The sequence below is a fragment of the Streptomyces sp. NPDC021012 genome (assembly GCF_044333355.1).
GTDB lineage: Bacteria > Actinomycetota > Actinomycetes > Streptomycetales > Streptomycetaceae > Streptomyces.
In genome coordinates this window covers 454,377-479,998 of sequence record NZ_JBIRQU010000006.1, presented here as the reverse complement: position 1 = coordinate 479,998, position 25,622 = coordinate 454,377, and the positions used below count along the sequence as shown (strand labels likewise).

Annotated in this window: 25 protein-coding genes; 13 read left to right on the top strand and 12 right to left on the bottom strand. The window is 73.7% G+C overall.

Annotation, left to right across the window (positions count from 1 at the left end):
- Positions 1 to 18: 18 nt before the first annotated feature.
- The 5 genes from fabG (at position 19) to ACH4TP_RS22615 (ending at position 4,622) form a co-directional block, all read left to right on the top strand.
- Positions 19 to 780 carry a 3-oxoacyl-ACP reductase FabG gene (gene fabG, locus ACH4TP_RS22635; RefSeq protein ID WP_389229565.1) on the top strand — a complete coding sequence of 254 codons (762 nt, stop codon included), beginning with the start codon at positions 19 to 21 and terminating at the stop codon, positions 778 to 780.
- 28 nt (positions 781 to 808) lie between these two features.
- Positions 809 to 1,576, top strand: coding sequence for an SDR family oxidoreductase (locus ACH4TP_RS22630; protein ID WP_389229562.1), 768 nt, complete (start codon positions 809 to 811; stop codon positions 1,574 to 1,576).
- A gap of 149 nt (positions 1,577 to 1,725) precedes the next feature.
- Positions 1,726 to 3,303, top strand: coding sequence for an ABC transporter substrate-binding protein (locus tag ACH4TP_RS22625; RefSeq protein ID WP_398181827.1), 1,578 nt, complete (start codon positions 1,726 to 1,728; stop codon positions 3,301 to 3,303).
- Between the two features lie 92 nt (positions 3,304 to 3,395).
- Entirely contained in the window at positions 3,396 to 4,079 is a 684-nt protein-coding gene (ung, locus tag ACH4TP_RS22620; RefSeq protein ID WP_389229556.1) for a uracil-DNA glycosylase, read from the top strand.
- Between the two features lie 105 nt (positions 4,080 to 4,184).
- Positions 4,185 to 4,622, top strand: a complete 438-nt coding sequence (locus ACH4TP_RS22615; protein WP_398182627.1) for a hypothetical protein — start codon at positions 4,185 to 4,187, stop codon at positions 4,620 to 4,622.
- 19 nt (positions 4,623 to 4,641) lie between these two features.
- Here ACH4TP_RS22615 and ACH4TP_RS22610 read toward each other — a convergent pair whose 3' ends face one another.
- The 3 genes from ACH4TP_RS22610 to ACH4TP_RS22600 all read right to left on the bottom strand — a co-directional run bounded on the left by ACH4TP_RS22610 (position 4,642) and on the right by ACH4TP_RS22600 (position 6,487).
- A complete protein-coding gene (locus ACH4TP_RS22610) occupies positions 4,642 to 5,130 on the bottom strand; it encodes a hypothetical protein (protein WP_398438931.1) in 489 nt (162 codons plus the stop codon).
- Between the two features lie 145 nt (positions 5,131 to 5,275).
- The gene (locus ACH4TP_RS22605) at positions 5,276 to 5,812 is read right to left on the bottom strand and encodes a DinB family protein (RefSeq protein WP_398438930.1); all 537 of its coding nucleotides are present in this window, start codon (positions 5,810 to 5,812) and stop codon (positions 5,276 to 5,278) included.
- A 57-nt stretch (positions 5,813 to 5,869) separates the two neighbouring features.
- Positions 5,870 to 6,487 carry a TetR/AcrR family transcriptional regulator gene (locus tag ACH4TP_RS22600; protein ID WP_398438929.1) on the bottom strand — a complete coding sequence of 206 codons (618 nt, stop codon included), beginning with the start codon at positions 6,485 to 6,487 and terminating at the stop codon, positions 5,870 to 5,872.
- Between the two features lie 121 nt (positions 6,488 to 6,608).
- Between ACH4TP_RS22600 and ACH4TP_RS22595 the strand changes: the two genes are divergently transcribed.
- Positions 6,609 to 7,826 carry an FAD-dependent oxidoreductase gene (locus ACH4TP_RS22595; protein WP_398438928.1) on the top strand — a complete coding sequence of 406 codons (1,218 nt, stop codon included), beginning with the start codon at positions 6,609 to 6,611 and terminating at the stop codon, positions 7,824 to 7,826.
- 61 nt (positions 7,827 to 7,887) lie between these two features.
- Entirely contained in the window at positions 7,888 to 8,793 is a 906-nt protein-coding gene (locus ACH4TP_RS22590; RefSeq protein WP_398181842.1) for a Gfo/Idh/MocA family protein, read from the top strand.
- Here the strand turns inward: ACH4TP_RS22590 and lnt are convergent.
- Both lnt and ACH4TP_RS22580 read right to left on the bottom strand, forming a co-directional pair.
- Positions 8,738 to 10,348 carry an apolipoprotein N-acyltransferase gene (gene lnt / locus ACH4TP_RS22585; RefSeq protein WP_398438927.1) on the bottom strand — a complete coding sequence of 537 codons (1,611 nt, stop codon included), beginning with the start codon at positions 10,346 to 10,348 and terminating at the stop codon, positions 8,738 to 8,740. The two genes, ACH4TP_RS22590 and lnt, sit on opposite strands and share 56 nt — an antisense overlap.
- 55 nt (positions 10,349 to 10,403) lie before the next feature.
- Entirely contained in the window at positions 10,404 to 10,850 is a 447-nt protein-coding gene (locus tag ACH4TP_RS22580; protein WP_389229535.1) for a nuclear transport factor 2 family protein, read from the bottom strand.
- An 86-nt stretch (positions 10,851 to 10,936) separates the two neighbouring features.
- Here ACH4TP_RS22580 and ACH4TP_RS22575 point away from each other — a divergent pair, with 86 nt between their 5' ends.
- Together ACH4TP_RS22575 and ACH4TP_RS22570 are read left to right on the top strand one after the other, a co-directional pair.
- The gene (locus ACH4TP_RS22575) at positions 10,937 to 11,530 is read left to right on the top strand and encodes a flavin reductase family protein (protein WP_389229533.1); all 594 of its coding nucleotides are present in this window, start codon (positions 10,937 to 10,939) and stop codon (positions 11,528 to 11,530) included.
- A gap of 72 nt (positions 11,531 to 11,602) precedes the next feature.
- The gene (locus tag ACH4TP_RS22570) at positions 11,603 to 12,598 is read left to right on the top strand and encodes a MerR family transcriptional regulator (protein WP_398181848.1); all 996 of its coding nucleotides are present in this window, start codon (positions 11,603 to 11,605) and stop codon (positions 12,596 to 12,598) included.
- A 9-nt stretch (positions 12,599 to 12,607) separates the two neighbouring features.
- Here ACH4TP_RS22570 and ACH4TP_RS22565 read toward each other — a convergent pair whose 3' ends face one another.
- Together ACH4TP_RS22565 and ACH4TP_RS22560 are read right to left on the bottom strand one after the other, a co-directional pair.
- Entirely contained in the window at positions 12,608 to 13,228 is a 621-nt protein-coding gene (locus ACH4TP_RS22565) for a sigma-70 family RNA polymerase sigma factor (RefSeq protein WP_398438926.1), read from the bottom strand.
- A gap of 209 nt (positions 13,229 to 13,437) precedes the next feature.
- A complete protein-coding gene (locus ACH4TP_RS22560; protein WP_389229524.1) occupies positions 13,438 to 14,811 on the bottom strand; it encodes a cryptochrome/photolyase family protein in 1,374 nt (457 codons plus the stop codon).
- A gap of 211 nt (positions 14,812 to 15,022) precedes the next feature.
- Here ACH4TP_RS22560 and ACH4TP_RS22555 point away from each other — a divergent pair, with 211 nt between their 5' ends.
- The gene (locus tag ACH4TP_RS22555) at positions 15,023 to 15,916 is read left to right on the top strand and encodes an oxygenase MpaB family protein (protein WP_398438925.1); all 894 of its coding nucleotides are present in this window, start codon (positions 15,023 to 15,025) and stop codon (positions 15,914 to 15,916) included.
- A gap of 176 nt (positions 15,917 to 16,092) precedes the next feature.
- Here the strand turns inward: ACH4TP_RS22555 and ACH4TP_RS22550 are convergent, their stop codons facing one another.
- The 4 genes from ACH4TP_RS22550 to ACH4TP_RS22535 all read right to left on the bottom strand — a co-directional run bounded on the left by ACH4TP_RS22550 (position 16,093) and on the right by ACH4TP_RS22535 (position 21,616).
- Positions 16,093 to 17,607 carry an SDR family oxidoreductase gene (locus ACH4TP_RS22550; RefSeq protein WP_398438924.1) on the bottom strand — a complete coding sequence of 505 codons (1,515 nt, stop codon included), beginning with the start codon at positions 17,605 to 17,607 and terminating at the stop codon, positions 16,093 to 16,095.
- Positions 17,608 to 17,779: 172 nt separating this feature from the next.
- On the bottom strand, positions 17,780 to 19,678 hold the full coding sequence (locus ACH4TP_RS22545) for an FHA domain-containing protein (RefSeq protein WP_398438923.1): 1,899 nt from the start codon (positions 19,676 to 19,678) through the stop codon (positions 17,780 to 17,782).
- Positions 19,679 to 19,901: 223 nt separating this feature from the next.
- Complete coding sequence (locus ACH4TP_RS22540) at positions 19,902 to 20,777, bottom strand: undecaprenyl-diphosphate phosphatase (protein WP_398438922.1); 876 nt, start codon at positions 20,775 to 20,777, stop codon at positions 19,902 to 19,904.
- Between the two features lie 95 nt (positions 20,778 to 20,872).
- Complete coding sequence (locus ACH4TP_RS22535; protein ID WP_398181873.1) at positions 20,873 to 21,616, bottom strand: TVP38/TMEM64 family protein; 744 nt, start codon at positions 21,614 to 21,616, stop codon at positions 20,873 to 20,875.
- A gap of 118 nt (positions 21,617 to 21,734) precedes the next feature.
- Here ACH4TP_RS22535 and ACH4TP_RS22530 point away from each other — a divergent pair, with 118 nt between their 5' ends.
- The 3 genes from ACH4TP_RS22530 (at position 21,735) to ACH4TP_RS22520 (ending at position 24,338) form a co-directional block, all read left to right on the top strand.
- Complete coding sequence (locus ACH4TP_RS22530; RefSeq protein ID WP_398438921.1) at positions 21,735 to 22,436, top strand: DNA alkylation repair protein; 702 nt, start codon at positions 21,735 to 21,737, stop codon at positions 22,434 to 22,436.
- Positions 22,437 to 22,484: 48 nt separating this feature from the next.
- Positions 22,485 to 23,354, top strand: coding sequence for a patatin-like phospholipase family protein (locus ACH4TP_RS22525; protein WP_398438920.1), 870 nt, complete (start codon positions 22,485 to 22,487; stop codon positions 23,352 to 23,354).
- 138 nt (positions 23,355 to 23,492) lie between these two features.
- A complete protein-coding gene (locus ACH4TP_RS22520) occupies positions 23,493 to 24,338 on the top strand; it encodes a spermidine synthase (RefSeq protein ID WP_398181882.1) in 846 nt (281 codons plus the stop codon).
- Here ACH4TP_RS22520 and ACH4TP_RS22515 read toward each other — a convergent pair.
- Positions 24,300 to 25,619 carry an MFS transporter gene (locus ACH4TP_RS22515; protein ID WP_398438919.1) on the bottom strand — a complete coding sequence of 440 codons (1,320 nt, stop codon included), beginning with the start codon at positions 25,617 to 25,619 and terminating at the stop codon, positions 24,300 to 24,302. The genes ACH4TP_RS22520 and ACH4TP_RS22515 overlap by 39 nt on opposite strands.
- Positions 25,620 to 25,622 lie beyond the last annotated feature (3 nt).

Sequence of the window (25,622 nt, the reverse complement as noted above, 5' to 3'; positions counted from 1 at the left end):
GGGCGAGGAGAACCAAGCATGTCCACCACCGAGCAGCGCGTAGCCGTCGTCACGGGTGCCGCACGGGGCATCGGCGCCGCCACCGCGCTCCGCCTGGCGGCCGAGGGCCGCGCCGTCGCCGTACTCGACCTCGACGAGGCGGCCTGCAAGGACACCGTCGAGAAGATCACCGCCGCGGGCGGCACCGCCCTCGCGGTCGGCTGCGACGTCTCGGACAGCGCCCAGGTGGAGGCCGCCGTCGCGCGGATCGCCGCCGAGCTCGGCGCGCCGACGATCCTCGTCAACAACGCGGGCGTGCTCCGCGACAACCTGCTCTTCAAGATGTCCGAGGACGACTGGGACCTCGTCATGAACGTCCACCTCAAGGGCGCCTTCCTGATGGCCAAGGCCGTCCAGAAGCACATGGTGGACGCGGGCTTCGGCCGGATCGTCTCCCTCTCCTCCTCCTCGGCGCTCGGCAACCGCGGCCAGGCCAACTACTCGGCGGTCAAGGCGGGTCTGCAGGGCTTCACCAAGACCCTCGCCAAGGAGCTCGGCAAGTTCGGCATCACCGCCAACGCCGTCGCCCCGGGCTTCATCGTCACCGAGATGACCGCGCAGACCGCCGAGCGCGTCGGCATGGGCTTCGAGGACTTCCAGGCGGCCGCCGCCTCCATGATCCCGGTCCAGCGGGTCGGCCGCCCCGAGGACGTCGCCAACGCGATCGCCTTCTTCACGGGCGACGACGCCGGCTTCGTCTCCGGCCAGGTCATGTACGTGGCCGGCGGACCGCTCAACTGACGGCCGGCGGCGACAGGAGGAGGCAGGCATGAGCACGCAGGAGAGGCCGGAGCTGTCCGGCAAGGTCGCCCTCGTCACCGGCGCCAGCCGGGGCATCGGCTACGGCGTCGCCGAGGCCCTGGTCGCCCGCGGCGACCGGGTCGTCATCACCGGGCGCGGCGAGGAGGCCCTCAAGGAGGCCGTCGAGCGGCTCGGGGCCGACCGCGCCATCGGGGTCCCCGGCAAGGCGCACGACGAGGCCCACCAGGCCGCCGCCGTCGAGGCGGCGATGGACGGCTTCGGCCGTCTGGACTTCCTGGTCAACAACGCCGGTACGAATCCCGTCTTCGGGCCCCTCGCGGACCTGGATCTCGGGGTGGCCCGCAAGGTCTTCGAGACGAACGTGATCTCCGCGCTCGGCCTCGCGCAGCGGAGCTGGCACGCCTGGCAGAAGGAGCACGGCGGGGCGATCGTGAACATCGCCTCGATCGCCGGCGTCTCCGCCTCGCCCTTCATCGGCGCTTACGGCATGAGCAAGGCCGCGATGATCAATCTGACCCTCCAGCTGGCGCACGAATACGCGCCGCTCGTGCGGGTCAACGCGATCGCCCCGGCCGTCGTGAAGACGAAATTCGCGCAGCCGCTCTACGAGGGCCGTGAGGCGGAGGCCGCCGCCTCCTATCCGCTCGGCCGGCTCGGCGAGCCCGAGGACATCGGAGGCGCGGCGGCCTTCCTGACCTCGTCCCAGTCGGAGTGGATCACCGGTCAGACGCTCGTCCTCGACGGCGGCCTTTTCCTGAACGCCGGAGTCGGGTGACCGATAACCGGACACTTTCCGGGATCCCCTGTCCGGATTGAGCACGGTTATACGTCGAATGCCTCAAGTGCCCCGCCGGGCTCGAAGATTGACCTGGCGGGGTGCTGCGGTATGGTCGGCCGACCCCTGGCTGAACGAGGAGCGTGCACGTGTTCAACCGGACCAGTCTGCAGGCCGCTGCAGCCCTTGTGTCCATATCCCTGGTAACCGGATGCGGTGTCTTCTCGGACAGCGAATCCGCCGGGGATCAGAGAATCGTCGTCGGTACGATGAGTTCTCCCTCCACGCTTGATCCAGCCGCCGCCTGGGACAATTCCTGGGAGCTCTTCCGGAATGTCTTCCAGACCCTGGTCGCATTCCCGACGGGCAGCACCACGCCGCAGCCGGACGCCGCCGACTGCAAGTTCACCGACACCTCCAGCCGGGTCTTCGAGTGCAAGCTCGTGGAGGGCCTCACGTTCTCCAACGGGCACAAGCTGGACGCCGAGGCCGTGCGGTACTCGATCGAGCGCATCCGCACGATCAACGTCAAGGGCGGCCCCAACGGGATGCTCGGCTCGCTCGACAAGATCGAGACCGTCGGCGACCGCACCGTCGTCTTCCGGCTCAACAAGTCGGACGCGACCTTCCCGTTCATCCTCGCCACCCCCGCGATGTCGCTGGTGGACCCGGCCGAGTACCCGGCGGACCAGCTCCGCAAGGACGGCAAGATCATGGGCTCGGGACCGTACGTCCTCGACTCGTACACCGAGCGCAAGACGGCCGAGCTGACGAAGAACCCCTTCTACAAGGGCTTCGCCGACCGGAAGAACGGCGGCGTCACGATCAAGTACTTCGACGACTCCGACGCCATGGTCGCCGCCCTCCGGAAGAACGAGATCGACGCCACCTACCGCGGTCTCACCGCCGAGGAGGTCGTCAACCTCCAGGAGGACAAGCCGGAGAACAAGCAGCTCCAGCTCATCGAGTCGACCGGCGCCGACATCCGCTACCTGGTCTTCAACACCCAGGACGAGTCCGTCGCCAAGCTCCCCGTCCGCAAGGCCATCGCCCAGCTCGTCGACCGCGACGAACTGGTCAACAAGGTCTACCAGGGCACCGCCGAGCCCCTGTACTCGATGGTGCCCAAGGGAATCGCCGCCCACACCACCAAGTTCTTCGACCGCTACGGCGCGCCGAGCAAGGACAAGGCGAAGAAGATCCTCCGCAACGCCGGCATCACCGAGCCCGTCGCGCTGGACTTCTGGTACGCCACCGACCGGTACGGCTCCTCGACGGCCGCCGAGTTCGCCGAACTCAAGCGGCAGCTGGAGGAGTCCGGCCTCTTCAAGGTCACCCTGCACGGCAAGCCCTGGAAGGAGTTCCAGGCGGGCTACCAGAAGGGCGAGTACCCGGTCTTCGGCCGCGGCTGGTTCCCCGACTTCCCGGACCCGGACAACTTCGTCGCCCCCTTCGTGGGCAAGGAGAACGTCCTCGGCACGCCGTACGAGAGCCCCCGGATCACCGGCGAACTGCTCCCGAAGTCCCGCCGCCAGAGCGACCGCGGGACCGTCACGGACGAGTTCGTGGAGGCCCAGGAGATCATGGTCCAGGACGTCCGGCTGCTGCCCCTGTGGCAGGGCAAGCTGTACATCGCGGCCGGCGAGGACATCGGCGGCGGCGAGCGCGCCCTCGACCCGCAGACGGTCATGCAGATGTGGGAGCTGAGCCGCCGGGCCAGCTGGTAGCGGGACCCGCTCCGGGCCTGAGGGGGCCACTGTCAGTGGCCCCCGATAGGTTCTCGGTGGAGAAACAGGAACGTCCACCGGAGGTTGTGACCGTGACCGACACCAGCATGCTGCCCGAGTCCTGGCGGGGTGTCCTCGGCGAGGAGCTGCAGAAGCCGTACTTCGCCCAGCTCACCGAGTTCGTCGAGGAGGAGCGCGCCAAGGGACCGGTCTTCCCGCCGAAGGACGAGGTCTTCGCCGCCCTCGACGCCACCCCGTACGACAAGGTGAAGGTCCTGATCCTCGGTCAGGACCCGTACCACGGCGAGGGACAGGGCCACGGTCTCTGCTTCTCCGTCCGCCCCGGCGTGAAGATCCCGCCCTCCCTGCGGAACATCTACAAGGAGATGCAGGCGGATCTCGGCCTCCCCATCCCGGACAACGGCTATCTGATGCCGTGGGCCGAGCAGGGCGTCCTCCTGCTCAACGCCGTGCTGACGGTCCGCTCCGGCGAGGCGAACTCGCACAAGAACAAGGGCTGGGAGAAGTTCACCGACGCGGTGATCAGCGCCGTCGCCTCCCGCCCCGACCCCGCCGTCTTCGTCCTGTGGGGCAACTACGCTCAGAAGAAGCTCCCGCTCATCGACGAGGAGCGGCACGCCGTGGTGAAGGGCGCCCACCCCTCGCCGCTGTCGGCGAAGAAGTTCTTCGGGTCCCGCCCCTTCACCCAGATCAACGAGGCCGTCGCGGCCCAGGGGCACGAGCCGATCGACTGGCGCATCCCGGACCTCGGCTGAGCCTCGGCCCGATCCGGGCCGGCTGCGGCTAGCGTTTCAGTCCCAGTGGGTGAGCGGGTGGAGGTCGCGGTGACCGAGCAGCACCAGGTGTCGGACGACGGGGTCATGACCAGGATCGGGCAGGCCATGATGCTGCTCCACGGCGGCGACCGCGAGGAGGCCCGCAACCGCTTCGGCCTCCTGTGGCAGCAGATCGGGCCGGACGGCGACCCCCTGCACCGCTGCACCCTCGCGCACTACATGGCGGACGCCCAGGACGATCCCGACACCGAGCTGGCCTGGGACCTGCGGGCGCTGAGCGCGGCCGAGGGCCTCGCCGAGGAGCGGCTCGCCGCGCACGATTCGGCGGCCGCGCTCCGGGCCCTCTACCCCTCGCTCCACCTCAACCTGGCCGCCGACTACGTCAAGCTCCAGCGGCCCGACGCCGCGCGGGTCCATCTGGACCGGGCCCGCGCGGCCTCGGACCACCTCGACGACGACGGCTACGGGAACGGGGTGCGGGCCGCGATCGAGCGCCTGGAGCTGCGGCTCAGGGGCGTGTGACGGCCTCTCCGGGGGAGCCTCACCGGCCGTACGCGCCGTGGCAGATCCCGGCCTGACCGCTGCCGGGGACCCAGCCCCCGTACCGCTCGCCCAGGTCGCAGACGTCCGCCCGGGAGACCGGCGGCTCCACCGGCAGCCCCCTGAGCTCCGGCAGTTCGGGAAGGTCCGGCCGGGCCGCCGGGCGCGGACGCTCGCGCCGCTCCGGTACGGGGTCGGGGTGCGGGGCCGCCGGCCGGGGAGGTGCCGCCGTCCGCCGGTGCGGCTCCGCCGGATGCGTCGCGCGGGGCGCGGCGGACGGCGGGGGAGCGGGGAGCGCCGCTTCGAGCGCCTCGCGGGCCGGGCCGTCGACGATCTGCGGTGCCACGTCCTGGGCGGGGCGTACGGTGTCGGCCGCGGGGGCGGGGGCCGGGGCGGGCGCCGTCGGCGGGGCGTCCACCGAGACGCAGCCGGCGAGGGCGGCGACCGCCGCCCCGACCAGGATCTTCACTGTGGTTCGGGTTCCATGCACCCGCGCCACTCTGCTGGTCCGTACGTGATCTTCGCGCCCCTACCGGCGGGGAATGCCCCGCACGGGTGAGCCGTGCGGGGCCCGGTCTTGACCTGCCCGGAGCCGGTGCCGGGGACCGGTGCCCGGGGCCGGCCCCGGAGCGGGGTCAGTCGCCGGTCGCGCCGTCGATCCGCTCGCGGATGAGGTCCGCGTGGCCGTTGTGGCGGGCGTACTCCTCGATCATGTGGAGGTAGATCCACCGGAGGTTGAAGGTCTCGCCGCTGCGGTGCTCGCCCGTGCCCAGGTCGTCGAGGTCACGGCCGGCGGCCAGCTCGCGCGCGCGGGCGATCTCGGCCTGCCAGGTGGCGTGGGCCTCCTCGTAGGTGTCCTCGTCGGTGGCGTGGATGTCCCGGTCGCGGTCCTCCTGCGTCGAGTAGATCCACGGCGCCTCCTCGCCGGCCAGGACGCGGCGGAACCAGCCGCGCTCGACCTCGGCCATGTGGCGGACCAGGCCGAGGAGGTTGAGGTCCGAGGGCGGGGCGGACGGGGTGCGCAGCTGGGCGTCGTCGAGTCCCTCGCACTTCTTCGCGAGGGTCGCGCGGTGGAAGTCGAGCCATTGCTCCAGCGCCTCGCGCTCGCCCGTGGTGGTGGCCGGGTCGACGCGCGGGACGGTCTCGGTGTGTTCGGTGGTCATGGGCGGCATCGTCTCCCATGATCACCGGCGGCGCCAGGGGTTCCCGCCGGCTTCCGGGCGCATGCGTCAGTCCCGGTCCCCGAGCATCCCGTGCAGCAACTCGCCGAATCCGGTGCGCAGTTCCGCGCGGCTCGGTACCGCAGCGTGGAAGGAGCCCGCCGCGCAGGAGAACATCAGCCCCTCGCACCAGGCGATCAGGGAGAGCGCGTGCCGTTCGGGCTCCGGCGAGCCGGCCGCCGTCATCATCGCGATCAGCGGGGTGTGGAAGGTCGCCCCGGCGGTGTCGAAGAAGCTCCGGAGCTCGGGGCGGCGGGTGGCCTCCAGGGCCAGTTCGTAGCGGGAGACCAGCAGGGAGCGGTGGTCGGTGAGGTAGCGGTGCAGGGCGAGCGCGAGCGCGTCGAGGAGCGCGTCGCCGCCGCTGCGGGGGTCCGGCAGCTCGTGCGGGGTGAGGACCTCGGACTCCCGCTGGACCTGGCGCCGTACGGCCGTCTCCAGGAGGGCCTGGCGGGTGCGGGCGTGGTTGGACGTCGATCCCTGCGGCAGCCCCGCCCGCTCGTCCACGGCGCGGTGGGTCAGGCCCCGCATCCCCCGTTCGACCAGGAGGGCGAGGGCGGCGTCGCCGATCCGCTCGGCGCGGGAGGGGGGCGACTCCGGGGCGGGGGTCCCGGCGGTGGCTGAGGTCATGGGGACAACCTACTACCGGCGCGACTACAGCTGTAGTACGGTCACGGTGTCGAGCTCACTACACCTGTAGTGAGCGTCGGCCCCTCCGTCCTCTCGTCCCGCCCCGATCCGAGGAGCAGCCATGGAACAGCACCGTGCCGTCGTCGTCGGAGCCGGCATCGGCGGACTCACCGCCGCCGTCGCCCTGCACCGGCGCGGCTGGCGGGTCACCGTCCTCGAACGCGCCGCCGACCTCACCCCCGTCGGCGCCGGCATCGCCCTCGCCCCCAACGCGCAGCGCGCCCTCGACGTCATCGGCCTCGGCGACCGCGTCCGTGCCCTCTCCGCCTGGCAGGGCGACGGCGGCATGCGCACCCCCGGCGGCCGCTGGCTCGCCCGCACCGACGCCAAGGCCGCCGCCGAGCGCTTCGGCGGGCCCCTCGTCCTCCTCCACCGCGCCACCCTCGTCGAGATCCTCACCTCCGCCCTCCCCGAGGGCGTCGTCCGCACCGGCGTGACCGCCGCCGTCACCGACCCCGGCGACGAGCACCGCCCCGCCCGCCTCACGGTCACCGGCCCCGGGAGCGCGGCCCCGGGCGAGCTGGAGGCCGAGCTCGTCCTCGGCGCCGACGGCATCCGCTCGGCGACCCGCGGGGCGCTCTTCCCCGACCACCCCGGGCCCCGCTACTCCGGCGCCACGACCTGGCGCGTCGTCGTCCCCGCCCCCGGGCGCCCCTTCGCCCCGCACGAGACCTGGGGCGCGGGCCGGCTGTGGGGCAGCCAGCCCCTCAAGGACGGCCGGGTCTACGCGTACGCCATGGCCACGGCCCCCGCCGGCGCCCACGCGCCCGACGACGAGAAGGCCGAACTGCTCCGGCTCTTCGGGGACTGGCACCACCCCGTCCCCGAACTCCTCGCGGGCGTCGAGCCCGACCGGATCCTGCGGCACGACGTCCACCACCTGCCCGACCCGCTGCCCGCCTTCCACCGGGGCAGGGTGGCCCTCCTCGGCGACGCCGCGCACGCGATGATGCCGAGCCTCGGCCAGGGCGGGAACCAGGCCGTCGAGGACGCCGTCGTCCTCGCCCACCACGCGGGCGCCGCCGCCGGCTTCGCGCCGGGCCGCGCCCTCGCCGCGTACACCGCCGACCGGCTGCCCCGCACCACCGCCATCGTCCGCAAGGCCGCCCGCACCGGCGCGCTCACCCTGCTCGCCGCCCGTCCCGCCGTCGCCCTGCGCTCCGCGGCCGTCAGCGCCGTCTCCCGCTTCGGCCCCGGCCTCGCCCTGCGCGGCTTCGACGGCATCTGCGACTGGCGCCCGCCGGTCGACGCCCCTTCCCACGGGGCCCGCCCCGCGTAAGCTGACCTGCGCGAACGGCCCCCACGGGCAGGGGCCGGCGGACGACGACAAGGGAGACCCCGTGAAGGTTGGCTGCATCGGACTCGGCGACATCGCGCAGAAGGCCTACCTTCCCGTCCTCGGCACCCTCCCCGGGGTCGAACTGCACCTCCAGACCCGCACCCCGGCGACCCTGGAGCGAGTGGCCGACACCCTGCACCTGCCCGCCGAGCGCCGCCACCACGACCTCGACTCCCTGATCTCCGCAGGGCTCGACGCGGCCTTCGTCCACGCCTCCACCGCCGCCCACCCCGAGATCGCCGCCCGGCTCCTGGACGCCGGCGTCCCCACGTACGTCGACAAGCCCCTCGCGTACGAGTACGCCGAATCCGAGCGGATCGTGGAACTCGCCGAGAAGCGCTCGGTCAGTCTCGCCGTCGGCTTCAACCGGCGCCTCGCCCCCGGCTACGCCCAGTGCCTGGAGCACCCGCGCGAGCTGATCCTCCTCCAGAAGAACCGCGTCGGCCTGCCCGAGGACCCCCGCACCCTCGTCCTCGACGACTTCATCCACGTCGTCGACACCCTGCGCTTCCTGGTCCCCGGCGAGATCGAGCACATCGACGTGCGGGCCCGGATCCGCGAGGGGCTCATGCACCACGTGGTGCTCCAGCTCTCCGGCGACGGCTTCACCGCCATCGGCATGATGAACCGGATGAACGGCTCCACCGAGGAGGTCCTGGAGGTGTCGGGACAGGACACCAAGCGCCAGGTCCTCAACCTCGCCGAGGTCGTCGACCACAAGGGGCAGCCGACCGTGCGCCGGCGCGGCGACTGGGTGCCCGTCGCCCGGCAGCGCGGCATCGAGCAGGCGGCCCTCGCCTTCCTCGACTCGGTACGGGAGGGCCGCCTGCTCAGCGCCCGCGACGCCCTGCTCACCCACGAGCTGTGCGAGCGCGTCGTCCGCGAGGCGCTGACCCAGGCGTCCTGAGCGCGCCCGCGCCCTCGGCGGCGCACACCGCGCCGACCACCGCGAGCGCCCCGTACAAGGGCCAGTCGCCCCACCGGACATAGGCCGTCGTCGTCCCCGAGAGCGGCAGCTCGCGCACGACGGCGGCGCTCGCGTCCGTGCCGAGCACCGGACCGATCCGCCGTCCGTCGGGACCGTACGCGGCACTGATCCCGGTGAGCGTCGCGTGGACGACGGGCCGTCCCGTCTCGGCCGCGCGCAGCGCCGCGAGCGAGGCATGCTGGGCGGGCGCCCAACTGTCCTGGAAGGTACTGGTCGACGACTGCACGACCAGGAGGTCCGCCCCGTCGCGGGCGAGCCGCCGGCTCATGTCGGGGAACGCGGACTCGAAGCAGATCAGCGGCCCGACCCGGAGCGGGGACGCGCCGGCCGCACGGGCGGGCAGGGCCATCACCACCGGCTCGGTGCCGCGCCGCCGGTCCTCCTCCGCGGCGCGGCCGGCGGAGGTCACCCAGCCCAGGAGCGGGCGCGCCGGGATGTACTCGCCGAACGGGACGAGCCGCATCTTGTCGTAGCGCTCGCCCGTGAGACCCGCCGGGCCGACCAGGACGGCGCTCTTGTAGATGCCGGGACGGCCGGCGGCCCGTGCGTCCACGTTCACCAGGAGCGGCGCGCCCACCGCCCGCGACAGCGCGGCCAGCCGGGCCGCGAGCGCCGGGTCGCCCGCCGGATCGGCGCCCACCCCGCTCTCGCCCCACACGACCAGGTCAAGGCGCTGCCCGGCGAGGGAGCGGGTCAGCGCCTCGGCCCGCGCGAGACGCAGCGCGGGCCCGTCGGGGCCGCCGAACACCCCCGGCTGCACGAGGCCCACCCGTACCGACCCGCTCTCCCGCGGGGCCGGAACGCCCCAGGCGGCCGTCCCCGCCACCAGGGCGCAGGCCACGAGCCCCACCACCCCGACGGAACGCCGCCCCGGCACCGTCACGAGCAGGACCACGGCCGTGTTCACCGCCACCACGAGGAGGCTCACCAGCCACACCCCGCCGACCGAGGCGAGCCGCAGCGCCGCCGGGACCTGCCACTGGCTCGCCCCCAGCAGCCCCCACGGTCCGCCGAGCCCCTCCCAGGACCGGGCCAGCTCGACCAGCAGCCAGCCCGAGGGCACCGCGAGCAGCGCCGCGCCCGCCCGCAGCGGTGAGGGGGTGCCGCCGAGCAGTCCCCTGACCAGCCACCCCCAGGGCAGCCACAGCAGACCGAGCAGCGCGGCCAGCGGAAGCAGGAACACATGCAGGCTCGGCAGCAGCCAGTGGTGCATCGCCAGCATGAAGCCGAACCCGCCGGACCAGCCGTCGAGACCGGCCCGGCGGGCCCCCGGCGCCGTACGGATCAGCAACAGCCACGGGACGAGCGCCAGCCAGGCCCACCACCAGAGCCCGGGAGCCGGGAAGGCGAGCACGGGCAGGGCCCCGCAGCAGACGGCGAGCAGGGAGCGCGCCGCCCCGCCCCCGCCGCGTCGGGGAGCGGGGGAGCGGTCGGCCCGGCCTCCGGGGCGGCGGACCACGAACGGACCACGCATGACGTGCCTCCCGTCGATGCCTCAAGTCTCCGTGACGCCCGGGCCGTGTCCGGGGTCAGCCGTGGCGGCGCCAGCGTTCGTCGACGACGACCGAGGTCAGCCGCCAGCCGTCGGCGGTGCGGCGGGCCGCGAAGGCGTAGCGTCCGCCGCAGACGAAGTCCTCGCCGGAGGCGAACCGCATCGGGTTCACGTAGTCGGCGGCGACGTCCGCCCGGTCCCCGGTCTCCGGGTAGCCGCCCGGCTCCGAGAACCGCACCCGCCGGTTCACGATGAGGTGCTGGCGTACGGGAAAGAGGGGGAGCGTCTCGGCCAGCCACTCGGCGACCTCCGCGGCGGGCCCCTCGATGCCGCCCGAGCCCCGGTAGTCGGCCCTGCCGTCCGGGGCGAACAGGCCCCGGTAGGCGTTCCAGTCGCCCTCGTCCACGGCCGCCGCATAGCCGGTGACCAGGTCGTCGAGGGCGAATCGGTCCATCACGGTCGCGAGGTCCACGCGCTGCGTCATCGGCTCAGTGTCGGGGAGCGGAGGCCGGAGGCCAAGGGTCGTGCAGGTGTGCGATGACGGTCGGCGCGCCGGTCATACTGGCCGCCATGCGCGTGAACATCGATCCCGGACTGACCGACCGCACCTCCTTCTACCGCCTCCTCACCGCCACCGTCGTGCCCCGGCCCATCGCCTGGGTGTCCACGGTCTCGGCCGACGGGACGGACAACCTCGCCCCGCACTCCTTCTTCACCATCTCCTCGGTCGCCCCGCCGGTCGTGCAGTTCACCTCGGTCGGACGCAAGGACTCGCTGCGCAACGTGGAGGAGACGGGGGAGTTCGTGGTGAACCTCGCCCCCGAGGGCCTCTTCGAGCGGATCAACGCCACGGCGACGGACTTCCCGCGCGGGGTGAGCGAGTTCGACGCATGCGGCATCGAGCGGGAGCCGAGCCTGCGGGTGAAGGCGCCGCGGGTCGCCCAGTCGCCGGTGGCCCTGGAGTGCGAGCTGCACAGCACGCTGCGGATCGGCGACTCGACGGTCGTGTTCGGCCGGGTCGTGCACGCGGCGGTCGACGGGTCGGTCATGGTCGACGGCCACCCCGAGATGACCCTGATGCGCCCGCTGACCCGGCTCGGCAAGAACGAGTGGGGCACCCTGGGCGGCATCGAGGAGATCGCCAGGGTGCCCTACCGGGGCTGAGGGCCCCGGCCCGCGCGGACCTCCCCTCCTCGCGTCGTTTCCGCATCGTCCTGACCTCGTAGGGTGGCTGACATGTCCGATACGGCTCACGGGATCACGACCGGCGCCGTGGCGCGGCGTCTGGGCGTCTCTCCCACCACGGTGCGTTCCTGGGACCAGCGGTACGGCATCGGCCCGGCCGTGCGCGCGGACGGACGGCACAGGCGGTGGAGCCCGGCGGACATCGCGATGCTCGACGAGATGTGCCGCCTCACGGCCTCGGGCGTCCCGCCCGCCGAGGCCGCGAGGGCCGCCCGGCGGGCGCGGACCTCGGCGGAGCCGACCGTTCCCGACGCCACCCCCGACGCCCCCGTGGCCCCCGCGAGGCCCCGTCGGCCCGGACCCGGCGGCGGTCTGCCGCTGGGCGACGTACGGCAGGAGGCCCGCGGGCTCGCCCGCGCCGCCGTACGCCTCGACGGCCCCGCCGTGGAAGGGCTGCTCCAGGAGGCGCTGGCCGAACACGGCCTGGTCACCGCGTGGCAGGAGATCATGGTCCCGACGCTGCACGCCGTGGGCCGCAAGTGGGAGTCGTCCGAAGACCGCTACGTCGAGGTGGAGCACCTGCTCTCCTGGCACATCTCCACCGCCCTGCGCCGGGCCGCCGTGACCGGTCCGGCGACGGCGTCCCCGGCCGCTCCGGTCGTGCTGGCATGCGTCCCCGGGGAGCAGCACTCGCTGCCCCTGGAGGCACTCGCGGCGGGACTGGCCGAGCGGGGCCTGCCGACCAGGATGTTCGGCGCGGCGGTCCCCGCGGAGGCCCTCGACGCGGCGGTGCGACGTTCGGGTCCGGCCGCCGTCGCCCTCTGGTCCCAGACGAGGTCCACCGCGCACCACGCCCTGGCCCGGCACGTTGCGGGGACGGCGTTCGGAGTACGGGGAGCACGCAGGACCCCCGTGGTCCTGCTCGCGGGCCCCGGCTGGCTCGGCCGGCCCCCCGCCCCCGGCATGGTGCGTCCCACCGGGCTGCCCGAGGCCATCGGCGTGATCTCCCGGTTGTACGGGGAACCGGCCGCGGGCGCGAAGGAGTGAGGCCGCCTCTCACCCGCCGGTCGCGGCGGGGGCGAGGCTGTGGCGCATCCGCTGGAGGCCGCGACGGGCGTGGCTCTTGACCGTGCCGAGCGGCAGGCCGGTGCGGTGGGCGATCTGCGTCTGGGTCAGGTCGGCGAAGTAGGCGAGCTCCAGGACGTCGCGCTGGACGCGGGGGAGCCTGGCCAGTTCCTCGGTGACGACGAGCCGGTCGATGATCCGCTCGGGGCCTTCGCGGGAGCCGCCGGTGTGCTCCAGGGCGGCGCCGAGGGCCGCGGTGAGTTCGGCGCGCCGGGTGCGGGCGGTCAGCGCGTCGGCGATCTTCCGGCGGGTGATGCCGGTGAGCCAGGCCGACAGGGTTCCCCGGTCGGGGCGGAAGTTCGCGCGGCCCCGCCAGGCGGCGACGAACACCTGCTGGGTGACGTCCTCCGCCTCGCGGTGGTCGCCCAGGGCACGGGCCGCGAGCGTGTGCACGAGTCGTCCCCAGCGCTGGTACGCCGCGTCCAGGCAGCGCTCGTCCCCCTGGACCAGCCCTCGGGCGATCCGGTCGTCGGCCGCCGTGTCGCACCTCACGCGCTGGGCGCGGGGCTCCGTCGAGGTGGCGGGGCGGCCGGTCGTCCGGTGCGCGGTCATGACGGTTCCTCCTCCGGGCGGCGGCGGCGCGGGTGACCACCGGGACGTGCGACCGCCGGTCTCGGAGCGGCGGTACGGCGGAACCTCGTCGATTCCGTGTCCTCACGTTCCGGCGGGAACCCCCTGCCCCTCAACTCGCATCGTTTCCGCATCGAAACGCAAGCGGTGCGCATCGATCCACCCGTCCGCGCCGGGAGACGCGGCTCCGCTCAGGAGGCCCCCCGGCCCCGGCGGAAGCGCTCCAGCCCCTCGGAGAGCCCGATCAGCGGGTCCGGGTAGTCGTAGGCGGCCCGATCGAGGCCGGAGAGCCGCCAGGGCTCGTGGACGGCCGGCGCGCCGAGGCCGGCGAGCTCCGGCACCCAGCGCCGGACGTAGGCGCCGTCCGGGTCGTACCGCTTGCCCTGGAGCACGGGGTTGAGGACGCGGTGGGGACGGCTGTCCGTCCCCGTGCCGGCCACCCACTGCCAGTTGAGCTGATTGTTCGCCACGTCGCCGTCCACCAGCAGATCGAGGAAGTGCCGGGCGCCCTCCCGCCAGTCGATGTACAGCGTCTTGGTGAGGAAGGAAGCGGCGAGCAGCCGCCCGCGGTTGTGCATCCAGCCCTCGTGGGCGAGCTGCCGCATCGCCGCGTCGACGACGGGATAGCCGGTCCGCCCCTCGCGCCACGCCGCCAGGTCCGCCTCGGCCCCGGCACCCCGGCGCCAGCGGTCGTGACGAGGACGGTAGTCCGCGCCCGCCGCCCGGGGCCGGGCGGCGAGCACCTGGCGGTGGAAGTCGCGCCAGCACAGCTGGCGCACGAAGGCCTCCGCCCCGGCACCGCCGCGCCTCCTGGCCCGCTGCACGGCCTCCAGGGCGGAGACGGCCCCGAAGTGGAGGTACGGCGAGAGACGCGACGTGGCGTCCCCCGCCAGGTCGTCGTGGCGCTGCTCGTACGCGTCACCGTGCGCCGTCAGCCAGGAGGCGAGCCGCTTGCGCCCCTCGCCCTCCCCTCCCGCGGCGAGCCCCGGCGACACGTCGGCGATGTCCGAGCGCCGGGGCATCCGCTCCGACCGCACCCCCGTCGGCACGCGCACCGCCCTCGGGGCGGACAGCGGTGCGCGCAGGGGTTCGCCCGCCCAGCGCCGGTAGTACGGCGTGAAGACCGCGAAGTGGTCCGATCCCTGCGGGGTGACGTCGCCGGGCGGCACGACGTCCACCACGCCGTCGTGCACGTACAGCCGGCAGCCGTCCTCCTCCAGCACCTTGCGCAGGCGTTCCTCCCTCGCCCGGGCGAAGGCCGTCACACCGCCGGCCAGGTGCACCTCGTCGGCCTCGGTCTGCCGCACCAGCGCCCTCACCTCGGAGACCGTGTCCCCCTTCCGCACCACGAGTCGGCCGCCCCGCTCCCCCAGCGCCCGGTCGAGGTCCACCAGACAGTCCGCGAGGAAGGCCAGCCGGTTGGCGGCCGCGAAGCCCGCCCGGTCCACGGCCGGATCACGCACGAACAGCGGCACCACCTCCTGCGCCCCGTCGAGCGCGGCCCTCAGCGGCGGGTGATCGTGCACCCGGAGGTCGGAGGTGTACAGAACGACGGCGACGGTCATCGCGTCCTCCCTGCTCGGCCGCCGGTCGCGAGCGCGCCGCCGGCGTATGGATGTCCCACCCCCACGGTTCCGCGCCGCCCCGCATGCCGGATGCGCGCGGGGGCGGCCGCCTTCGCCGGGCCGGAGAACACCGGTGGCCCCGCGTCCCGGGCAGGGGCCGTGCCGCATGGGTGTGCCGCGCGGCGGGTAAGTGAGGCAGGAGGCGATTCCCGTGTCCCTGGTGCTGATCGACAGGCTGCGTGGAAGGGCCGGGGAAGCGCTGCTGCTGCGAGTGGCCGGACCCACGGCCCATCGGAAGCGCGCCCGGATCCACGGCACGCCGGGCCCCCGCTGGTTCGCTCCGGACCGGCCGATCCGGGTCGTGCACGCGGACGCCTCGATGTACGTCGGAGGGCTCGCGGCGCTCCTCCTGCAGTCCCTCCATCCGGTGGCCATGGCCGCCGTATGGGCGCACTCGGGGTTCCGCGGTGACCCCTGGGGGCGCCTCCAGCGCACCAGCACCTTCCTGGCGGAGACGACGTTCGGGCCGGCGGAGGACGCCGAGCGGGCGGTCGCGCGGGTGCGCGGGGTGCATGCCCGGGTCACCGGGACGACGCCCGGCGGGGTGCCCTACCGGGCCTCGGACCCGGCACTGCTCGCCTGGGTGCACATCGCCGAGACCGCCTGCTTCCTGCGGGCGTACCAGGAGTACGGCCGGGCCCCGCTCACCGGGGCCCGGCGGGACGCCTACGTCGAGGACATGGCGTCGGTCGCCCGCCGGCTGGGCGTTCCCCGGCCACCCGTGACCGAGGCCGCTCTCGTCGAGGCGCTGGACCGGCGGCGCCCCGAGCTGGCGGCCACGGAGGAGTCGGCGGCCACGGCCCACTACCTGCTGGCCGCGCCGCCGCTGCCGTGGCCGGTGCGCCTTCCGTACGCCCTCCTCGCGGCCGCCGCGGTGGACCTCCTGCCCTCCTGGGCCAGGGAGTTGCTCCCCCTGCCGGTGAGCATCCGGCTGCTCCTGCCCTTCGCGCGGCGGGGCGGCCTCGTCGTCACCGCGTTGATCCGCTGGGTGATGCCCCGGCCGCCCGGCCGGACGGCCACCAGCACCTCGGGTCAGGGCCGGTGACGGGCGGGACCGCCCCCCCCGGGCGCAAGGCCCGCTCCCGGGCCTCGGACGGTGCCCGTGACGACCGAGGTACGTCCCCGGAGGTCCCGTGAACGGCTCATCGCCGCGGTCTCCTCGTGCCGGTGCGCGCGGAGCGGGCCTTTCGCGGGACCCGGACGCATGCGGAGCGGAGGTGGTCACCGCCCGTCCCGCCGCCCGCTCTCCGTCTCTGCGGTCCGGGCGATGTTCCGGGCCATGCCGCCGAAGACCACGGCGTGGAAGGGGGAGACGCTCCACCAGTACGCCTGGCCCGCGAGGCCCTTCGGATGGAAGAGCGCCCGCTGCCGGTAGGACGTACGGCCCGCCTCGTCCCGTTCGACGATCATCTCCAGCCACGCGAGGCCGGGCAGGCGCATCTCGGCCCGGAGACGGAGCAGCCGGCCGCGGTCGATCTCCTCCACGCGCCAGAAGTCCAGGGCGTCGCCGACCCGGAGACGCGTCGCGTCCCTGCGGCCGCGCCGCAGTCCCACGCCGCCGACGAGCCGGTCGGCCCAGCCCCGGACGGCCCAGGCCAGCGGGAAGGAGTACCAGCCGTTCTCCCCTCCCACGCCTTCGACGACCCTCCACAGTGCGTCCGGGTCGGCGTCGACGGCGCGTGACCGTTCGTCCGTGTAGAGGCTGCCGCCCGCCCAGTCCGGGTCGGTGGGCAGCGGGTCGCTCGGCGCGCCGGGCGGCGAGGCGGACGACCAGCGGGTCGTGACCCGCGCGTCCCGCACCCGGCGGAGGGCGAGGCGGAGGGACTCCTCGAAGGGGACGGGCCGCCCGGGTCCGTCGGGAACGTACCGGGCGATGTCGTGCTCGCCGCACACCACCTCGTGCCGGAGCGACTCGGTGAGGGGCTTGGCCAGGGAGGCCGGGACCGGTGTGACGAGACCGATCCAGTGGCTCGACAGCCGTGGGGTGAGGACGGGCACGGGGACGATGAGGCGCTTGCGGAGACCGGCGACCTCGGCGTACCGCACCATCATCTCCCGGTAGCTGAGCACGTCGGGTCCGCCGATGTCGAAGGTCCGGTTGACGTCGGCGGGCATGTCGGCGCTCCCCACCAGATACCGCAGGACGTCGCGCACGGCGATGGGCTGGACCCTGCTGCCGACCCAGCTGGGCGTGACCATGACGGGCAGCCGTTCCGTCAGGTACCGCAGCATCTCGAAGGAGGCCGATCCGGAACCGATGACGACGGCGGCCCGCAGCACCGTGGTGGGGACGCCCGAGCCGAGGAGGATGCGGCCCACCTCGGCGCGGGAGCGCAGGTGCGGCGAGAGCTCGTCCTCCGGCACTCCGGGCGGGGTGAGGCCGCCCAGGTAGACGATCCGCCGCACGCCGGCGGAACGGGCCTCCGCGGCGAAGACACGGGCGGCCCGGCGGTCCTTGTCCTCGAACTCCGCCGTAGAGCTCATGGAGTGGACGAGGTAGTAGGCGACGTCGACGCCGTCGAGCGCCCCGCGGAGGCTCACGGCGTCGGTGACGTCACCGCGCACCGCCTCCACCCGGTCCACCCAGGGGAAGTCACGGAGCCTGTCCGGGTGCCGGGCGAGGCAGCGCACGCGGTGACCGCCGTCGAGGAGCTCCGGTACCAGGCGGCCCCCGATGTAGCCGGTCGCGCCGGTGACCAGGCAGCGGGCGCCTCCGGCCGGGCTTGGAGTGTTCATGCGCTGATCCGTTTCGCCGATCGCGTTGGCGTACACGCCCTACGCCGGTTCTTCGCCCCGGCGGGTGCGCGCGGATGCGGCGGTGCCCCCGGCGTCGGACGAGCGGGCCTCCCGCTTCGGACCCGGGCCGCGGCCGGGCGGGACGGACGGGCGCCGCCGGGGGCTCGCGCGATCAGTTCGGGGCGGGGGCCCTGGCGGGGTCGGGCGCGGCCGGCACGGCCTGCTGGTAGAAGATGTCGATGTCCACCTCTTCGCCGCCGACCATCAGGGTGTCCCAGGCTCCGCTCTCCCACAGGGTCCGCAGGGTGGAGGAGCCGAGCGTCTCCAGGTGGTTCCGGAGGGTCGCGTCGTCGGGCATGCCGGGAACGCGCGGTGCCAGCCGGTCGCGGATTCCCCGCAGCCGTTCCATGAGCGCGTCGATGTCCGCGTCCCTCTCCAGGTCCTTCCCCTCCGCCTCCTCGATGCTCTGGGCGATCTTCTCCTTGATCGCGCGGCTGACGCCGTTCTCGTCGGTGGTGATCATCGTGTTCCAGGCACGGCTCTTGTGCCGGTACTGGAGCATGGACATGGCCGCTTCGTGGCGGGCGAAGTCGGCGTCCCGGAACGCCCGGCCGGTCCAGCCGCCGTTGAGGGAACGGGCCAGGGAGATGGCCGAGCCCAGACCGCTGTTGAGTCCGCGGCCGGGCCAGAAGTGGATCGCGTTGGCGGCGTCGCCGAGGAGGAAGCCGTACGTCCCCGGGGTGGTCGACGTGGCCGGGAGCAGCCGGGTGGTGAACCGGGGCCGCTGCACCATGTCGAGCCGGAAGGCGGTGACGGCGCTCAGGTCCCGTTCGGCGACGCCGAACAGCGCCAGCCCCTCCTTCACCCGCCTCCACAGGGCCGAACCCCTGACCATGGCGGGCAGGAAGAGGGTGCTGTGCGTCGAGCACTGGAAGTCGCCGTGGCCGTCCCGTCCCATGACGCACGGGCGTGAGGCGATGCACTCCTCGAAGACGTGCCGGACCGGGTCGATGCCGACCACTTCCGCGGCCTCGGCGTCGGTGAGCCGCATGTTCAGGAAACCCTCGCCGCGCAGGGCGTTGAGGAGGAAGCGGTTCTGGGCCACGGTCAGCAGGACCGTCATGGGGTCCGTCAGGGTCGATTTGACGCGCAGGCCCAGGACCACGTCCTGAACGTGCTCACCGGAGAGCGAGTAGATGGACTTGTCGGCGTTGCCGAACTTGTCGGTGAAATACTCGCGCGTCCGGGAGCGGCTCCCCTCGCAGACGGCGAGTACGTGCCCCCGGTTCTCCGCCCTGTGGTACTCGGCCGGGTCGAAGACCTCGGGAACCAGCCGGATCCGCTCCGGTTTCTCGTTGGCCAGTTCGAGGAGGGTGTCCTCGATGTAGGCGATGCGGAGGTTCCTCGGTTTGCGGCCACGGAGCGAATCGGGGCCGACCGGCCACATCTCGGAGTACGCGTCGCCGCGGAAAAGCCGGGCCTGCACCTCTTCGGGAAGGTTCAGGTACTGGCGGCTCTGGACCGTGACGACCTGCTGCCGCCTGACGTTGCCCTGTCCCTCGCTCTTCCAGACGACCTTCGCCCCGTCCCGCACCCACCGGCCGTCGTACACGGTGATCGCCACGCGGGGGCCCATGAGGCTTTCCAGGAGGAGGGCGAAGCCCAGACCGACGGGGCCGCCGCCGGTCACCGTGACCTCCAGGACCGGCCCCGCCGCGAGGGTGGCCTCGGACGGGGTGACCGGCCCGAGCACGGAGAGGTCGAGGATGGTCTCCATCGCGTCGGCGGCTTCGAAGCGGAACGTCTCGGTGCCGATCTCGATGAGGTCTCCGGGCTGCAGTTCGTGCGAGGTGACACGCGTCCCGTTGACGCGTGTCCCATTGCTGCTGCCGCTGTCGTAGAGGATGAATCCGTGGCGTTCGCGACGCACCTCGGCGTGAAAGCGCGAGACGTTCCCCACCGTTATCACCACGCTGTTGTCGCCGTTGCGACCCAGGGTGAGCGGTGTGGCGCCGATCGGAAACTGCTGTCCCGCCAGAGAGCCCTGATGGCCGACGAGCCGAGGAGGCATGGGTCACCCAATTCCATGAGTCACGGATCCGATGACGAAATCGCGAGACCGGCCACCCGGACGAACAGCACCCCCTGCGTCACACACGGCGAGCGGACCGGAACGCAGGGCCATGGTATTCGCGCCGCGAGGCGGATGAGAAGGCGTGCGGACCCATGGGTCGCCGCACGACGCGGAAGGGCCCGCACGGTCACAGCCGTGCGGGCCCTTTCCCGTCGTCACGTCAGCCGGCGGACTCGCCCGCGTGCGGGCTCAGGACGTCCGCGCCGACCAGGACGAACAGCAGGATGCCCAGCGCGATCCGGTAGATCACGAACGGCATGAAGGACTTCGTGGTGATGAACTTCATGAACCACGCGATCACCGCGTAGCCCACGGCGAAGGCGACGATCGTGGCGAAGATCGTCGGACCCCAGGAGACGCCGCCGTCCGCGGCCGCGTCCTTCAGCTCCATCCCGCCGGAGGCGAGCACCGCCGGAATGGCGAGCAGGAAGGAGTACCGGGCGGCGGCCTCGCGGGTGTAGCCCATGAGTAGACCGCCGGAGATGGTCGCGCCGGACCGGGAGACCCCGGGGACGAGCGCCATCGCCTGGCAGACGCCGTAGATCAGGCCGTCCCGCACGCCGAGGTCCTTGAGCGTCTTGCGCTCGCGCGCGGCCCGGTGCCGGCCGCCGACCTCGTCGCGGGCGGCGAGCCGGTCGGCGATGCCGAGGACGACGCCCATGACGATCAGCGTGGTGGCGGTGAGCCGCAGATCACGGAACGGGCCCTCGATCTGGTCCTTGAGCGTGACGCCCAGGACACCGATCGGGATCGAGCCGACGATCACCAGCCAGCCCATCTGGGCGTCGTGGTCGGAGCGCATCGCCTTGTTCGTCAGCGAGCGGAACCAGGCCGAGACGATCCGGGCGATGTCCTTGCGGAAGTAGATCAGGACCGCGGTCTCCGTGCCGATCTGCGTGATCGCCGTGAAGGCCGCACCCGGGTCGTTCCAGCCGGCGAAGGCCGCGGTGAGACGGAGGTGCGCGCTGGAGGAGATGGGAAGGAACTCCGTCAGCCCCTGGACGAGTCCGAGGATGAACGATTCGAACCAACTCATGGGGCTAGGGCCGTCCCGTTTGTACGTGTGCGGTCAGAAGGTCGTGCGCAGCGTACAGGTACAAGATGACAAGCCTACGGCGAGGCCCGTGGCCGCTACTTGAGGACCGGCTCCCGCTCCGGCCGGGGAGCCGGGACGGCGGCCCGCAGGCGGTGCCGCTTGCGCCAGGCCACCACCGCCCCGCCGAGGCCCGACAGGACGATGAACCCCGAGGAGAACAGGAACGCCGGCGAGCCCGGCGAACCGGCCTGGGCGCCCGCCACCACGTACGCCGCCGTGTTCGGCAGCGAACCCAGCGCCGTCGCCAGGAGGAACGGCACGTACCCCATCCGGGAGACGGCCGCGCAGTAGTTGGCCGCCGCGAACGGCACCCCCGGGAACAGCCGGATCGCCAGCATCGAACGGAAACCGTGCCGGCTCAGCTGCCCGTCCGCCGCCGTCAGCCAGCGGCCCCGCACGAACGGCCGCAGCGCGTCCTGCCCCAGGAACCGGCCGAGGGTGAACGCGATCCCCGCCCCGAGCACCGTCCCCGCGAGCGCCCCCGTCAGACCCGCCGCGGAACCGAAGAGCGCGCCCGCCGCCAGATTGAGCACCGGCCGCGGGACGAACGCCGCCGCGCACGCCCCGTACGCGAGGGCGAACAGCAGCACCGCCCCGGCGCCGCTCGTGTGCGGCGGCCAGCCCGAGGTGAACATCCGCTGCGGCTCGTACAGCACCACGAGGGCGGCCGCCGTGAGCAGCAGCAGAGCGAGCAGCGAGAGCCGCGAGCGGGGGGAGAGCAGGGCCCGGGAGCAGCGGACGGCGAGGGAGCCCGGCGGCCGGGGCACGGGAGCGAGCATTCGGGGAGAGTAACGGACGCGTCCGTATGATCGCCGTAATGTGCGTCATGTCCGCCCGGGGCGCGCGTCACGCACGTCCGGGCGCGCTCCCGGGGCGCGCCGTGACCGAGAGGGCCCCATGACCGAGACCGCGCCGCCCGCGAGCGCCCTCGCCGACACCGTCCTGGAACGGCTCACCACGGTCTACCCCGCCGCGGGGAACCCCTTCCGGGCCCAGGAGATGGTCGCGTACATGAAGGGCGTGGCGCCCTTCCTCGGCATCCGCACGCCCGAGCGCCGCGCCCTGTCCCGTACGGTCCTCGACGGCACCCCGCGCCCCGACGAGACCGACTGCGCGGCGATCACCCTGCGCTGCTTCGCCCTCCCCGAGCGCGAGTACCACTACTTCGCCGTCGACTACCTGCGCCGGCACGTGAAGCGCTGCTCCTCCGGCTTCCTGCCGGTCGCCCGCCGGCTCGTCACCACCACCTCCTGGTGGGACACGGTCGACCACCTCGCCGCCCACGTGGTCGGCGGGCTCGTGGCGGCCGACCCCGCGCTCGCCGGCGAGATGGACGCGTGGATCGACGACGAGGACCTGTGGGTCGCCCGCACCGCCCTCCTCCACCAACTCCGCTTCAAGGACGCCACCGACGCCGACCGGCTCTTCGCGTACTGCCTGCGCCGCTCGGCCCACCCGGACTTCTTCGTCCGCAAGGCCATCGGCTGGAGCCTGCGCGAGTACGGCAAGACGGCCCCCGCCGAAGTCCGCGCCTTCGTCGCCGCCCACGGCTCCCGCCTCTCCCCGCTCTCCGTCCGCGAGGCCCTCAAGAACCTCTGACCCCACCCCCGCCGCCGCCCGGGTCAACTCCTGCGCCAGACTGCGTCCATGACGCAGATGGAGAAGCGGACGGGGAAGCGGACGGCTCTGGTGCTGGGCTCCGGAGGGCTCGTCGGAGGCGCGTGGGAGATCGGGGTGCTGCGCGGGCTCCTCGCCGCCGGAACCGACCTGACCGGTGCCGACCTGATCGTCGGAAGCTCCGTGGGAGCGGTCGTGGGGGCGCAGCTCGCCGCCGGGCAGGGCGGGCTCCGCGCCCTGTACGAGCAGCAGCTCGACGGCGAGGCCACCGAGCCCGCCGTGCGGCTCGGGGTCCCGACGATCCTCCGGTACGCCGTCGCCGTCCTCCGGTCCCGCACCCCCGAGGAGTACGGGCGCAGGCTCGGCCGGCTCGCCCTCGCCGCGACCACCGTCCCCGAGGCGGACCGGCGCGCGGCCGTCGCCCGGCGCCTCGGCCGGGTCACCGACTGGCCCGCGCGGCCGCTGCTCGTCACCGCGGTCGACGCGGTCACCGGCGAACTCACCGCCTACGACGAGGACAGCGGGGTCCCGCTGACCGACGCCGTCACCGCGAGCTGCGCCATACCCGGCGTGTGGCCCCCGGCGACCATCGGCGGCCGGCGCTGGATCGACGGCGGCATCCACTCCACCGCCAACGCCCACCTCGCCGCCGGCTACGACCGGATCGTCGTCGTCGCCCCCAGCGCGCAGGGGAGCAAGGCCGTGCTCTCGCCGGCGCGGCAGGGGGCGGACCTGGCGGCGGGCGGGGCGGCGGTGGAGGTGATCACGCCGGACGCGGCGTCGCGCAAGGCGATGGGACGCAACGCGCTCGACCCCGCGCACCGGGCGGCTGCGGCCCGTGCGGGGCGCGCCCAGGCCGCTTCCCGTGCCGAGGCGGTCGCCGCGGTCTGGACGGGCTGACGTCCGGGCAAGCCCTCGTGGGCGCCGTGAACGGGGCCGGAACCCGGCACCGTGGGGCTGTGCCCACCCGTTCCGCCCTGCGGAACGATTGCCCACAGCAGTGCGGGGCCACGCCAGTGATGGCGGCACAATGAACGGGTGAACGAGAGCATCCCCGTCATCCGCGAAGTCGACCACGGCACCGCGCGGCTCATGCCCGACGTCGACCGGGAGCGGGCCTGGCTGCTGACGGTCGACGGGGCGCCCCAGTCGTACGTGGACCTGGACGATCCGGCGTATCTGGAGTTCGAGTACGCGCGGCGCCTGGCGCATGTCGTCGACGGTGCCGCCGAGCCCGGCGCGGCCCTGGACGTGGTGCACCTGGGCGGCGGGGCGCTCTCGCTGCCCCGGTACGTGGCCGTGACCCGGCCCGGCTCGCGGCAGGAGGTCGTCGAGGCGGACCGGGGGCTGCTCGCCCTCGTGGAGGAGTACCTGCCGCTGCCCGAGGGCTCGGGGACCACCGTGCACGGGGCGGACGCCCGGGCCTGGCTGGAGGCGGCGCCGGACGACTCGGCCGATCTGATCGTGGGGGACGTCTTCGGCGGCTCGCGCGTGCCCGCGCACCTCACCTCCGTGGAGTACGCGCGGGAGGTACGGCGCGTGCTGCGGCCCGGCGGGCTGTACGCCGCGAACCTGGCCGACGGGGCGCCCTTCCCGTTCCTCCGCTCCCAGCTCGCCACCTTCGCCGCCGTCTTCCCGGAGCTGGCGCTCGTCGCCGAGCCCGCCGTGCTGCGCGGCCGGCGCTTCGGGAACGCCGTCCTGGTCGCCTCCGCACGCGAGATCGACATCGCCCGCCTCGCGCGGCGGGCCGCGGCCGACGCCTTCCCCGCGCGCGTGGAGCACGGGGAGACGCTCAGCCGGTTCACCGGCGGCGCGGAACCGGTCCTCGACGCCGGGGCCGTACCGTCACCCGTTCCCCCGGAGGGCGCCTTCGGCATCGGCTGAGGTCTCCTGGGCGGGGGCGCCCGCGACCTCCTTCGTGTGCGGGCGCCGCGTCAGGTTCCGTACGTCCGGCACGAAGAGGACGAGGGCGGTGACCAGCACGGTCAGCACCGCCGAGCCCCACAGCGCCTCGCTCCGGCCGAAGGCGCTCTCCGCCGGGCCGGCGAGGGCCGTGGACAGCGGCAGCAGCGCCGTCGAGCCGAACCAGTCGTAGGCGGAGACCCGGGACAGCTTCTCCTCCGGGATCTCCTGGTGCATCGTCGTCATCCACGAGACGCCGAAGACCTCGATCGCCACCCCGCTGACGAACATCGCCGCCGTCAGGCCGGCCGCGTCCAGCGGCACCGCGAGCGCCGCCGAGGGCAGCGCGACCGGGAAGACGCACAGGGTCCCGACGAACAGCATCCGGCGCGGTTTCCACCGGGTCATCAGGACGGCACCCGCGACCGTCCCCGCCCCGTACGCGGCCAGCGCGATGCCCCAGGGGCGCGAGCCGCCCAGCACGTCCCGGGCGACCAGCGGTCCGTACACCGACTCGACCGCGCCGATCAGTCCCACGACCACCGAGAACTGGGCGACGATCGACCACAGCCAGGGCCGGCCGGAGAACTCCCGCCAGCCCTCCCGCAGATCGGCGAAGAGCCCGCCGCCGGGAGCGCGGTCCGGGATGCCGCTCACGTCGAGGAAGGCCCGCAGGCCGCCCGCGACGGCGAAGGCGACCGCGTCGATCGCCAGGACCCAGCCCGGTCCGACGAAGGCGACGAGCGCGCCGCCGAGCGCGGCACCGCCGATGGCGGCGCCGTGCATCGCCATCCGGAAGACGGCGAAGGCGCGGCCGGCCTGCTCCCCGCTGACGCTGGACATGAGCATGCCCTCGGCCGCCGGGTTGAAGAAGGCCTGGCCGGTGCCGCAGAGCGCGGTGAGCACCATCATCTGCCAGACGCGGGCCTCGCCGGAGAGCACGAGGGCGGCGAAGGCGGCCTGCGAGACGCAGTTGAGGGCGTTGGCCGCGACCATGACCCGGTGCCGGGGCACCCGGTCGGCCACCGCGCCGCCGATGAGCAGGAAGAGGACCAGCGGCGCGAACCGCGCCATGGCCACGAGACCCACGTCGCCCGCGTCGCCCCCGGAGTCGAAGACCGCCCAGGTGGTGGCGATCAGCGCGCCGTGCGTGCCGAGGTTGGTCACGATCGTGGCGGCGGTGAGCAGGAGGTAGTTGCGGCCGGCCCACTCGGGGCGGCGGGAGCGGGCTGTTCCTCGGCGGGGGGAGGCGGGTGAGGTCACTCC

Excerpts from the sequence above, each read along its gene's own strand:
- fabG (WP_389229565.1), top strand. The coding sequence starts at position 19 with ATGTCCACCACCGAGCAGCGCGTAGCCGTCGTCACGGGTGCCGCACGG.
- ACH4TP_RS22630 (WP_389229562.1), top strand. The coding sequence starts at position 809 with ATGAGCACGCAGGAGAGGCCGGAGCTGTCCGGCAAGGTCGCCCTCGTC.
- ACH4TP_RS22615 (WP_398182627.1), top strand. The coding sequence starts at position 4,185 with ATGACCAGGATCGGGCAGGCCATGATGCTGCTCCACGGCGGCGACCGC.
- ACH4TP_RS22605 (WP_398438930.1), bottom strand. The coding sequence starts at position 5,812 with ATGCCGCCCATGACCACCGAACACACCGAGACCGTCCCGCGCGTCGAC.
- ACH4TP_RS22600 (WP_398438929.1), bottom strand. The coding sequence starts at position 6,487 with ATGACCTCAGCCACCGCCGGGACCCCCGCCCCGGAGTCGCCCCCCTCC.
- ACH4TP_RS22595 (WP_398438928.1), top strand. The coding sequence starts at position 6,609 with ATGGAACAGCACCGTGCCGTCGTCGTCGGAGCCGGCATCGGCGGACTC.
- lnt (WP_398438927.1), bottom strand. The coding sequence starts at position 10,348 with ATGCGTGGTCCGTTCGTGGTCCGCCGCCCCGGAGGCCGGGCCGACCGC.
- ACH4TP_RS22580 (WP_389229535.1), bottom strand. The coding sequence starts at position 10,850 with ATGACGCAGCGCGTGGACCTCGCGACCGTGATGGACCGATTCGCCCTC.
- ACH4TP_RS22575 (WP_389229533.1), top strand. The coding sequence starts at position 10,937 with ATGCGCGTGAACATCGATCCCGGACTGACCGACCGCACCTCCTTCTAC.
- ACH4TP_RS22570 (WP_398181848.1), top strand. The coding sequence starts at position 11,603 with ATGTCCGATACGGCTCACGGGATCACGACCGGCGCCGTGGCGCGGCGT.
- ACH4TP_RS22565 (WP_398438926.1), bottom strand. The coding sequence starts at position 13,228 with ATGACCGCGCACCGGACGACCGGCCGCCCCGCCACCTCGACGGAGCCC.
- ACH4TP_RS22560 (WP_389229524.1), bottom strand. The coding sequence starts at position 14,811 with ATGACCGTCGCCGTCGTTCTGTACACCTCCGACCTCCGGGTGCACGAT.
- ACH4TP_RS22550 (WP_398438924.1), bottom strand. The coding sequence starts at position 17,607 with ATGAACACTCCAAGCCCGGCCGGAGGCGCCCGCTGCCTGGTCACCGGC.
- ACH4TP_RS22545 (WP_398438923.1), bottom strand. The coding sequence starts at position 19,678 with ATGCCTCCTCGGCTCGTCGGCCATCAGGGCTCTCTGGCGGGACAGCAG.
- ACH4TP_RS22540 (WP_398438922.1), bottom strand. The coding sequence starts at position 20,777 with ATGAGTTGGTTCGAATCGTTCATCCTCGGACTCGTCCAGGGGCTGACG.
- ACH4TP_RS22535 (WP_398181873.1), bottom strand. The coding sequence starts at position 21,616 with ATGCTCGCTCCCGTGCCCCGGCCGCCGGGCTCCCTCGCCGTCCGCTGC.
- ACH4TP_RS22530 (WP_398438921.1), top strand. The coding sequence starts at position 21,735 with ATGACCGAGACCGCGCCGCCCGCGAGCGCCCTCGCCGACACCGTCCTG.
- ACH4TP_RS22525 (WP_398438920.1), top strand. The coding sequence starts at position 22,485 with ATGACGCAGATGGAGAAGCGGACGGGGAAGCGGACGGCTCTGGTGCTG.